This window comes from Acidimicrobiia bacterium, from assembly GCA_016650365.1.
Classification (GTDB): Bacteria; Actinomycetota; Acidimicrobiia; order Spongiisociales; family JAENVV01; genus JAENVV01.
Window position 1 is genome coordinate 1 of the sequence record JAENVV010000024.1, and the last position, 10,368, is coordinate 10,368.

The 10,368-nt window shown below is 61.6% G+C and carries 9 protein-coding genes; 2 read left to right on the forward strand and 7 right to left on the reverse strand.

The genetic code is table 11. The annotated features are described in order from the left end of the window. A partial coding sequence (locus JJE47_01385; GenBank protein MBK5266064.1) for a pyruvate, phosphate dikinase occupies positions 1-1,170 on the reverse strand: 1,170 nt, incomplete at its 3' end. A gap of 187 nt (positions 1,171-1,357) precedes the next feature. Continuing rightward, positions 1,358-2,434 (reverse strand): M28 family peptidase, encoded by a 1,077-nt coding sequence (locus tag JJE47_01390; GenBank protein MBK5266065.1) that lies wholly within the window; start codon positions 2,432-2,434, stop codon positions 1,358-1,360. 129 nt (positions 2,435-2,563) lie between these two features. Here JJE47_01390 and JJE47_01395 point away from each other — a divergent pair, with 129 nt between their 5' ends. Continuing rightward, positions 2,564-3,427 (forward strand): tetratricopeptide repeat protein, encoded by an 864-nt coding sequence (locus JJE47_01395; protein ID MBK5266066.1) that lies wholly within the window; start codon positions 2,564-2,566, stop codon positions 3,425-3,427. Between the two features lie 16 nt (positions 3,428-3,443). Here JJE47_01395 and JJE47_01400 read toward each other — a convergent pair whose 3' ends face one another. Continuing rightward, positions 3,444-4,079, reverse strand: coding sequence for an SIMPL domain-containing protein (locus JJE47_01400; protein ID MBK5266067.1), 636 nt, complete (start codon positions 4,077-4,079; stop codon positions 3,444-3,446). A 129-nt stretch (positions 4,080-4,208) separates the two neighbouring features. Between JJE47_01400 and JJE47_01405 the strand changes: the two genes are divergently transcribed. Further along, positions 4,209-5,249 carry a nitrogen fixation protein NifH gene (locus JJE47_01405; protein ID MBK5266068.1) on the forward strand — a complete coding sequence of 347 codons (1,041 nt, stop codon included), beginning with the start codon at positions 4,209-4,211 and terminating at the stop codon, positions 5,247-5,249. Positions 5,250-5,264: 15 nt separating this feature from the next. Here the strand turns inward: JJE47_01405 and pepN are convergent, their stop codons facing one another. The 4 genes from pepN to JJE47_01425 form a co-directional block, all read right to left on the reverse strand. Then, positions 5,265-7,721 (reverse strand): aminopeptidase N, encoded by a 2,457-nt coding sequence (gene pepN, locus JJE47_01410; protein MBK5266069.1) that lies wholly within the window; start codon positions 7,719-7,721, stop codon positions 5,265-5,267. A gap of 67 nt (positions 7,722-7,788) precedes the next feature. Further along, positions 7,789-8,937 carry a galactokinase gene (gene galK, locus JJE47_01415; GenBank protein MBK5266070.1) on the reverse strand — a complete coding sequence of 383 codons (1,149 nt, stop codon included), beginning with the start codon at positions 8,935-8,937 and terminating at the stop codon, positions 7,789-7,791. Beyond that, entirely contained in the window at positions 8,912-9,976 is a 1,065-nt protein-coding gene (locus JJE47_01420) for a UDP-glucose--hexose-1-phosphate uridylyltransferase (protein ID MBK5266071.1), read from the reverse strand. Before JJE47_01420 ends, galK begins: the two co-directional genes overlap by 26 nt. Then, positions 9,973-10,368, reverse strand: a 396-nt coding sequence (locus JJE47_01425; protein ID MBK5266072.1) for a DeoR/GlpR transcriptional regulator, incomplete at its 5' end; no start/stop codon positions are given. The genes JJE47_01420 and JJE47_01425, both read right to left, overlap by 4 nt.

The following is a 10,368-nucleotide window of genomic DNA, read 5'->3' on the forward strand; positions in this document are numbered from 1 at the left end:
AAAGGATGGATGGAGGAAGAACTCGACCTGCTCGGGAGAGATCCTTTGCACGGCTTCATTGCGGCTGATTAGGCCTTCGTCAGCGAGATCGACCGCGATCTTGACGGCGGCCTGCGCGGTCCGTTTTCCGTTGCGCGTTTGCAGAATCCACAGGGTTCCTCGTTCAATGGTGAACTCCATGTCTTGCATATCGCGGTAATGACGCTCGAGGGCAAGCGCGATGGATTCATATTGGTTGTAGAGAGTGGGCATTTCGATCGCCAGTTGCGACATCGGCTTGGTGACCCGGATGCCGGCAACGACGTCCTCGCCCTGGGCGTTGGTGAGGTAGTCGCCCTCCAGGCCCGGTTCGCCGGAAGTGGCGTTTCGGGACATGGCGACCCCGGTCGCCGAGTCCGATCCCATATTGCCGAAAACCATCGCCTGTATGTTGACGGCCGTCCCCAGATTGTGCGGGATGTTGGCGGCGTTGCGGTAGTCGCGAGCGCGTTTCCCGTCCCAGGAACGAAACACGGCTTCGATAGCCAGGCGGAGTTGTTCGAATGGGTCATCCGGGAAGGGACGACCGGAAAAGCGTTCAACGATCTGTTTGAACTCCGTGGTGATTGCTCGCAGGTCATCGGCTGTGAGGTCGGAGTCTTCAGCGACGTCGCGGTCGTGACGGTACTTGGCGAGTACCGCTTCGAAGGGTTCGTCTCGTACGCCCAGCACGACCGATCCGAACATCTGGACCAATCGCCGGTAGGAGTCATACACGAAATGTGGGTCGTCGGTAAGGGCGATGAGGCCCTCAACCACGGTGTCGTTGATTCCGATATTCAGGACGGTGTCCATCATGCCAGGCATCGAGAACTTGGCGCCCGATCGGCAGGATACGAGGAGAGGGTTGGTGGCATCACCGAATCTCTTGTGGCTGGCCGCTTCAATCTGTTCAAGGGCGCTCGATACCTGGTCAAGCATGTCGGGTGGGAAGGTTCCGTCGGTTTCGATGTAAGCGTTGCAGGCGGCAGTGGTGATCGTAAAGCCGGGGGGTACCGGCACTCCGATGCGGGTCATATCGCCGAGATTGGCGCCTTTACCTCCGAGTAGGCCGCGGACCGACTCCCAGTTCCCATCGCAGAAGGATTCGGCGGTTTCTACCTCACTAAAACCGTACACCCACCTGGTCATTTCAGAACTCCTCAATCAGACAAGATCAACTGCAAGTGTGTCTGTTTTGGGGTTTGCGAGTCCAGAGGCGTCGGTCACGACCTGCCTGCCGGATGTCCCCGTCGCGCCAGACGAACGTGGAATTGCTGCTGAGGGGGCGTACTTCGGGGTCCAAGCGGACCTCGGGGGCCTGCTTCGGATGAGCTGTCTAGGCCAGGGTGTTTTCGATGGCGATAATCGTCGAGCGCAGACTGGCCCGGTCGAATGGGTTCAGAGGGGTCTTGTCTTCGAGCTTGCGCTCAAGCTTGTCGATGAGGCCAATTACATGATCGGCGTTCTCGTGGAGCGGGGCGGCGTGGCGGCCGATATCGACGAGAGTGCGAATCGTTGTTTGGTCGTCACGACCGGACGGATCGTAAGTCGGGGCGGGTCCAGTCGACAGGGTCCACATGAGGTCGGCGAGATGGTCGGCGAATCCGACCATCTTTGGATAGTCGAGCTTCCCGGGGCTGTCCTGGGGTGTGTGATAGTGACGATCGCGACCCGTCGTATAGAACAGGAATGGGATGCCGGCCCGTTCGAACGCATAGTGGTCGGAACGTGGTGGAATGACGTCGGCATCGAGTCGCCGGGGGAGAACCCGGTCGTCGAGTGCAGCCAGTTCATCGACGACCCCGCCCAGCCCCGAGCGTTCAGCTCCCAGCACAAATACCGTTCGGCGGACACTGTCGGGAAGGCTGTCAGGGCCGAGGGCATGGCCGATGGTGTCAAGACAGACCATGGCGTCAACACGATTGAGATCCACCGACGGCCGGTCGACCCAATGCACAGAACCCATGTCGTCCGTACAGAAATACGGTGGCTCTTCGGCATCAAACGAGCAGATGAGTACCGACCGATCGAGGTTGTTGAGCTCGGTGAGTTGGCGGGCGACGTCGAGCAGAACCGCCACGGCTGCTGCGTTGTCGTTGGCCCCGGGGTGAACCCGTCCGAAGTATTTGCCGAGGTGGTCATAGTGGGCAGCCACCATCACATAACGGTCGGAGTTCGGCCCGCTGCCGGGGATGGCCCCGATCAGGTTGGCGCCACCGACGGCCGAGATGTGATGTGAGTAGGTTCCGTCGTCTCCCGCCTGGACGAGGCCAAGGTCGGCGAATCCGTCTTCGACGAACCGACGCGCCATGCGTCCGCCTTCGGTACCGGTGGCGCGGCCTTCCATGGCATCGGAAGCCAGATGTTCTACCTGTTGGGCCATGATGGCGGCCCGCTTGTGCATGTCAGGCATCGGTACCCCCCCAGAGTCACCCGTAGCGACAACCATACGCTTAAACTGCGCGCAGTGGCGGGTCGACGGGGTCAATAAATGTCGTACAAGCGGATGCCTCCCGATAAGTGAAGTCTTAGGATGCTGGACATGGCCGACCGCCTTCGAGCTTTATGGGATTTCGGCGATCTCACCGCCACCGAGCAGCACTTGCGCGACCAGCTCGACCTAGAGTCCTCTGATGACGGCCGCGCTGAGGTGCTCAGTCAGCTCGCACGAATTGAGGGACTGCGCGATGATTTTGAGCGTGGAGAAGCGCTTATTGTCGAAGCCGAGGCTTCGGGCAGCAGCGGCGCGGCGCGGAGTCGCATTGACCTCGAACGGGGGCGCCTACTCCGATCAGGCGGACGGCCAGAAGCTGCGCTGCCGCTGTTCGAGTCAGCCTTCGCCGCGGCCGTGGACGCCGGCCAGTATTTCATCGCGGTGGATGCCGCTCATATGGCGGCGCTGGCCGCACCGGACCACGACGGCTTCATGGCATGGACCCAGCGGGGAGTCGAACTGGCCGACAGCCACGCCGAAGCTCACTACTGGCTGGGGCCGTTGCTCAACAACCTTGGCTGGCAGTTATTCGATACGGGAGATCTGGACGCGGCCCTGGGCGCCTTCGAACGGGCTCTCGACGTTCGTCTCGCCGAACCCGACAACCGGCTGGAGATCGAGGTAGCTCGTTATGCCGTTGGCAAAACGCTCCGGGCGCTCGGACGGGCCAGCGAAGCAATCCCGATTCTTGAGACCGCAGTCGCCTGGGCAGTCGACTCGGGAGCGCCCGATGGCTGGTTCCATGAAGAACTCGCCGAAGAGTACGCGGCAGTCGGGCGCGATATTGAGGCCGGTCAGCAAGCGCGGTTGGCGTTGCCGCTCCTCACTGATGTCGACCTGTTCTTCAGGGGAGACGCCGAGCGGGTGGCCCGCCTCAGCACTCTGGCAGATGGCACAGCCACTCCTGGCTAGACCCAGTTGGTTCGGGCTAGGGGCGGCTGATCGACAGCACGAGGATGACGGATGCCTCGATATTGATGGAGCCAGACACGAATGCTTGGTCGGCGCTCTCCGCCATAAGCTTGCGACCCGCCATCGGTATCGGGCCACCTGACCCAACTTCTTCGATGGAAACGACGTCGCCAGGTGATACTCCGGCCGCTCCTGCGAACACCGCAGCCTTCTGCAAGGCGTCGGTAACGGCTGCCCGCTGGGCGGCTGCTTGCAGTTCGGCCCGACGGGTGGTGTCGAACACGAGTGACTGGACGGCGTTGGCGCCTGCGTCGATGGCCGAGGTGATGATGCCGTCGGTGGCGTTGATGTCTTTGATCACGACCGTGACGTCGGCTGACGCCTCGTGACCGGTCAGGGCGTTCCTGCCGTTGGAGTAGTCGTAGACGGCGTTCAAGCGGAGACGGGATACTTCAATGGCGTCTTCGGCGATCCCGGTTGCTTGCAGCGCCGCCCTGACGGAACCGACTGCGTCCCGGGTCTCCTGGAATGCTCCGGCTGGTTGGACGGCAACTCGCGAAACGGCGAGTTGTAGCTCGGCCCGGTCGGGTTCGACGTCAACACGCCCCTGTCCATGGACCGTGATGCCTGTGGGTTCCTGGTTGGTTGTCATTGGGCGAGTATCGCACGAAGCGAGGCCTGGTTCTCGCAAATGGGGTGGCCTTGTCGTTCAATGAGAGAGGCAAAAGGAAACCGTCCAAGGTCCCTACCGGTTGGGGGGTCGGAAACCCAGACTGGGCATATGGTGCAGCGACCGACCTGGTTGGAACGCGTGAATGGCGACCCGTTGCCGTGGTTGCTCGACGAGTCGGACCCTGGAGTTCGTGCTGCCACCCTGATGAGGTTGATGGGGAGGCCGCCGTCGGATCCAGAGGTCATCGACCTGCGCAAAGAAGCCATGGCGAAGGATCCGATCCGATCGATCCTGGCCGCCCAGGATGAGGCGGGCTGGTGGGTTAAGCCGGGCCCGGGATATGGCCCGAAGTACCAGGGAACCGTTTGGAATCTCATCTTCCTCGATCAGCTCGGAGCCGATCCCGACAACGAGCGGGTTCAGAAGGCTGTCGACTACATCCTTCGCATGTGCCCCACTCTTACGGGCGGGTTCGGCGGCTCGGGGTCGCATATAGAACGTATCCCACCCCCATCGGCATTCATTCATTGTCTCAACGGCAATCTGCTCAGGGCCGCCATCGACTTCGGGCGGCTAGACCATCCGGCGGTGAAGGCGGCAACAGAGTGGGCCGCCCGCACCATCACTGGTGAGGGCGTCGACCGTTGGTACAAATCCGGTACAAGTGGCCCCGGGTTCGAGTGTGCAGCCAACGAACGTAACCCATGCGCCTGGGGTGCCATCAAGGAGATGAAGGCTCTTGCCGCCATCCCACCCCGGCGCCGCACCCGGCTGGTCCGCCAGGCGATCGAAGTAGGCGCTGAATTCCTACTGGCAAGAGATCCGGCGGTAGCGGACTATCCGATGGGCTATGGAAACGTCAAACCGTCGGGCACCTGGTTCAAGTTGGGGTTTCCGTCCGGGTACATATGTGACGTGCTGGAGATCCTCGAAGTGCTCGATGAACTGGGCCGGGGTTCCGATCGTCGCTTGGACAACGCCAAAGAATGGTTGTTGACCCAGCAGGACGACCTGGGCCGGTGGCGCAATCGGCGTGCGTACAAGGGCAAGACGACCGTGGAAATCGACCGACAAGCCCTACCGTCGAAGTGGGTCACGCTGCGGGCCTACTCCGTCCTGGTTGGTGGCAGGAAACTCGTTCCTGCGTAGCCGGCGGGACCCCGATCAGACTCCGAAGGTTTGGCGGACCGCAAGCGCCTGGCGCAGGTCGTGAGTCGCATCAATCAGGGAGCGCCGCAGACTCGCGTCCAGGATCTCATTGTCAAGGAGACGGTCGGCAGCTGCCAGAGTCGAGGGGGCGATGGCGAGTCTCGGAAAGAACACCGCGGCCGTTCTAGCCAGAGTCCAACCTGAACGGACCTCGACGGTCCTGGCCACCTCGGCGAAATACCGCTCCACGAACGGGCCGGTTAGGGTCTCCTGGCCGCGTTGCCACATGCCGAGGCCGGCTGCTTCGAGTTCATAATTGGAGGAGTCCACTGCTCCGGTAAAGCGTTCCCATGCATAGGACTTGGCTTGGGCATCCGGCAGTGAGGCCAGTGCTCTCGCGTGATTGACGCTCGACTGTGTCGTGGTCTCTTCTTCGAGCCTTCGTCGCAATTCGGAGCGGTCGATCTCCCCAAGCTCAGACAGCCGGATGAGGATTCTCCAACGCAGATCCAGGTCGAGAACGAGTCCATCGGGCAGACCTCCATCCTGAAGCCAGCCGCGAAGCTGATCGGTACTCGCGCTTGAAGCGATTGTGACGCGCATGGCGGCGAGTTGAACACCCGAGCCGGGTAACGCCGAATCGAGTCGCAGTTGACCTGCGCTATGAACGGTGTCGATCGCCAATGTAGGTTCGTCAAGCAGCTGTCCGGCGAGCTGGTCGACCCCAAACTGGCCGAGTGACGCGATCGCCAGGTCCTGGGTCTCGCTTGGCAGGGCTACCCCAACCAGGTGCAATGCATAGGTTGGTGAGATGAGTGCGTTCCACGTGCCGTCTCGCACGGCGTTCCATACGGCGGCCCGCATGAGGGGGTCGGACATGTCCGGGAGTAGACCAGGGAGTGCTTCGAGCGTGCCTTCGTCGAGCATGATGCGGGCCCAGGTTTCCTCTGCAGGATCGAGCAGGACCGGTCGACCGACCGGAGCCGGTACCGGGGTGTATTGGCTCGCCACAACCAGCGGCTCGATGAACCACTGATCGCCGCTGTGGTGGGCGACGGAGATGGCGTGCTGGCGGTTTGCCGGGTGGGTGGGCGGTGAGGTGCGCACGATTTGAAGTTCGCCCGAAGTGCGTTCGAGTTGAAGGAGGTCGAGTCCGGCGGTTCTCAGCCAGCCGTGGATCCACTCGTCCATGTCGCCCGCTCCGGCCGTCTCCCATGCCGAAAACAGATCATGCATCGAGGCGTTGCCGAACCGGTTGCGCGTGAGATGTTCCCGTACGCCGGCCAGGAATACTTCGTCGCCGAGGCGGACACTGAGCTGTTTCAGGATGGCCGACCCTTTGGCGTAGCTGATGCCGTCGAAATCCTGGAGGGCAGCTTGGGCGTCGAGCGCCCCCGTCCCGGCCACCGGGTGAGTGGTGGGCCGTTGGTCGGCTTCGATGCCCCATCGTTTGCGGCGGAGGGCGACATCGACCCAGGCGTCCTTGAATTCCGTGGCGTCGTTGGTTACCCGGTTGCCCATGTACTCGGCGAACGACTCGTTCAGCCAGAGGTCATCCCACCACCGTGGCGTCACCAGGTCACCAAACCACATGTGGGCCATCTCGTGGGCGATCGTCGTAGCCCGACTGGTCCGTTCGTGGCGGGTCACATTTGACGCAAACACCAGCGGGTCGCGGAATGTCACACATCCGGCGTTCTCCATGGCACCGGCGTTGAACTCCGGGACGAACGCCTGGTGATAGTCGCCGAAGGGGTAGCGGATGTCGAACAGCCGATGGAATTCGTCGAAGCACTGTCGGGTGATCGTTAGAATCTCGTCCGCTTCGCGCTCAAGATGTTCTGCCAACGAAGCCCGGCACTCCAATCCCAATCGGATCCCGTCGTGCTCGCTTTTGACCATGAAATACGGCCCGGCTACGAGGGTGACGAAGTATGTCGACAAGGGCTGTGTGGTGGCCAGGTCCCACACGCCTGGTTCAACCTCTTCGGCCCGTCCGTTGCCGACCACGATCCAATCGAGGGGAGTCCGCACATGCAGCGTGAAGGGTGCTTTGAGGTCGGGCTGATCGAAGCATGGGAAGATGTTTGGCGCCGCGTCGAGAAACGACATGGCGTAGGTGTAATGACGGCCGTCGGCGGGGTCGATGGCCCGATGCATGCCTTCTCCGTCGGTGCGGTATGCCATGACGGCCTCGATGACGAGTTCCTGTTCGCCGGAAATACCCCTGATGGGTAGGCGGCCGTCGACCAGCTCGTCGACATCGATGGCGCTTCCATTGAGCCGGGCGCTCACCAGTTGTTTTGGTTTCACATCGACGAACGTATCGCCGGTCTGGCGCGCCATGAACTTGATCTTGGTTGATGACGTAAACGTTTTGTCATCGCCGGCCAGGTCGAGTGTCACGTCGTACGAAGTAACGGCCAGCAGGTCGGCTCGCTGGCGTGATTCGTCGAGGCGCAGGCTTGGCATTAGACGAATCTACGTGATTGGCGCAGACAGGACCGTCCGGACTAAAAAAGCGTTAGGCCGGTGTGTGTCATCGGCTCCTGACGACCGATGCCCCGGGTGCGGCTCTGCACGTGAACAGGGCAGGTATGTGGTCGGTCGTTCTTCGGTACCGTTCCTCGGTGTGTTCGATGAACGAATCGATGGCGAGTTCCTTGACGAGGGCGATGGCACATCCGGCGAAACCAGCGCCGGTCATGGATGCCCCCAGACATCCGGGGGACGATTGGGCGGCTTGGACCATGGCGTCAAGTGCCGGGCTGGAAACTTCGAAGTTGTCTCGCAGGCTCACATGCGCCTGCGAAATCAGGTCCCCGAGCCGGGCCGGGTCGCCAGCATTCATAGCTTCGGCCGCCGCCAGAGTTCGTTCGTTTTCTCCAACAATGTGCCGAGCCCGGCGTATGGCGATGTCGCTCAAAGCCCTCGGTGGATTATCCACGGCCGTCATGGTGAGATCCCGCAGGCTGGCGACACCGAAGCCTTGGGCGGCTTCGGTGCACTCGTCGCGCCGCTGGTTGTACTCCGACTCGGTGAGTTGACGACGGGTTCCGGTGTCGAGCACGACGACGCTCACTCCGGCGGGGAGCGGAACCGGTGTCTGGGAAAGGTCGCGGCAGTCGATGAGGATCGCCTGATCCGCCCGCCCGCACGCCGAGATGAGTTGATCCATGATGCCGCTGCTGACCCCAACCCAGCTATTTTCAGCTCGGCTGCTCATCAGGGCTGCTTCGATTGGATCCCAATTCTGATTTGCGAGAGTGACGAAGGTCAGCGCCGTGGCGACCTCGAGCGCCGCTGAGGAGGAAAGGCTTGCTCCGAGCGGAATGGTGGACACGACGACGCCTTCCCATCCTGGCAGCGAGTCGGCTCCCATTGACCAGGCGATTCCCTTGAGGTATTCGGCCCAGCCGGTACCGCGCTGCAACGACCCGAGGTCGAAACTGGTATCGGGGAAGTCACTCGACGAAACTGCCACGATGCGGTCGGTTCGAGGTCGAGCCGCAATCACCGTTCTTCGATCGATGGCCATCGGCAGAACGAAGCCCTTGTTGTAGTCCGTGTGGCCACCGATCAGGCATATGCGTCCGGGCGCCTGAACTATGAGTGGAGCTTCCTCACCGAACCGTTCAAGGAACAGCGTCGCCGCTTGCTCCTCAGGTGACATGGGCCCGGCGAGCATCGGCATAGTGGGTATCCGAGAGTGCGCGTAGGCGTTCGGCGGCTTGTTCCGGAGTGAGATCTCGCTGTGCCTCGCCGAGCAGCTCATATCCGACCATGAACTTGCGCACGCTGGCGGACCGCAGCAGCGGTGGATAGAGGTGGGCGTGCAATTGCCAATGGTCTTGCGACTCGGCCTGAAAAGGTGCCCCGTGCCATCCCATTGAGTACGGGAATTGCGTTGTGAACAGGTTGTCATACCGAGTGAGGAGTCGCTTGAGGGCGTCCGTAAGGTCAGTTCGGTCGTCGTCGGTCAGGTCCGGCAACCGCAGGATATGGCGTTTTGGCAGGATCATTGTCTCGAATGGCCACGTAGCCCAATACGGTACGAGGACAACCCACGAGTCGTTTTCTACGACGACGCGGGTTTCCTGGTCGCGCTCGGCAGTCGCGTAGTCAACCAGCAGGTTGGTGCCGTTGGCTTCCCAGTAGGAACGTTGGTGGTCGTCTTCGGCGGCAACATGGCTCGGCAGGAAGTTGCTGGCCCAGATTTGACCGTGCGGGTGGGGGCTGGAGGCTCCCATCGCATCGCCTTTGTTTTCGAAAACTTGCACCCATCGATACTGCCTTCCCAGTTCTGCCGCCTGGGCACACCACAGGTCGACCACCGATCGCAAACCAGGCTGGTCGAGGTCAGCGAGGGTGCGTCCATGATCGGGCGTGAAACACAACACCCGACTCGTTCCGGCGGCAGTCTCTGCCTGGAACAGCGGTGATTCGAAATCGCGGTTGACTGATTCGGTTGGCAACAACGCGGGGAAGTCGTTTGTGAACGCGAAGGTTTTTTCATAGTCAGGGTTGGACTCTCCGCTGGTCCTTTGGTTTCGGGGACATAAGAAACAATCAGGATCATGAGTTGGTGCGGCAACGGTGTCGTCGGATACCTCCGTACCGCCCTGCCATGGTCGCAGTGTTCGATGGGCTGAGACCAGGACCCATTCGCCGTTGAGTGGGTTGAACCGTCGGTGGGGCACCGCGAACTCGGGTGCCGGGCGGGTCATCCTGCGACGATCGTCTGAAGGCCGATTTCGGTGAATTGGGCAACCAGATTCGCCGGGGCACTCTGGCCGGTGATGAGGACGTCGACCTCGTCGATCTCGGCAAATCGGGCCATGGAGATCCTGCCGAGCTTGGGTCCTCCCGCAACAACGACCACACGCTGGGCGGCCTTGACCATCCGGCCCTTGACGGCTGCCTCAGGCAGATTGATATTCGTTACCCCTTCTTCGGGATGGATGCCGTTGCATCCGATGAAGGCAGTGGTGACATGCACCCGGTCGAGGACTAGTTCGGCGTATGGGTCAACGAGCGAATGTTGCCGGGGTCTGAGGGTCCCACCTGTCAAGATCACGGTGAAGCGTGGAATCTGGGGCTCCAATTCGGTCGCAATGGT

Excerpts from the sequence above, each read along its gene's own strand:
- JJE47_01400 (MBK5266067.1), bottom strand. The coding sequence starts at position 4,079 with ATGACAACCAACCAGGAACCCACAGGCATCACGGTCCATGGACAGGGG.
- galK (MBK5266070.1), bottom strand. The coding sequence starts at position 8,937 with ATGCTCGCCGGGCCCATGTCACCTGAGGAGCAAGCGGCGACGCTGTTC.
- JJE47_01405 (MBK5266068.1), top strand. The coding sequence starts at position 4,209 with ATGGTGCAGCGACCGACCTGGTTGGAACGCGTGAATGGCGACCCGTTG.
- JJE47_01420 (MBK5266071.1), bottom strand. The coding sequence starts at position 9,976 with ATGACCCGCCCGGCACCCGAGTTCGCGGTGCCCCACCGACGGTTCAAC.
- pepN (MBK5266069.1), bottom strand. The coding sequence starts at position 7,721 with ATGCCAAGCCTGCGCCTCGACGAATCACGCCAGCGAGCCGACCTGCTG.
- JJE47_01395 (MBK5266066.1), top strand. The coding sequence starts at position 2,564 with ATGGCCGACCGCCTTCGAGCTTTATGGGATTTCGGCGATCTCACCGCC.
- JJE47_01390 (MBK5266065.1), bottom strand. The coding sequence starts at position 2,434 with ATGCCTGACATGCACAAGCGGGCCGCCATCATGGCCCAACAGGTAGAA.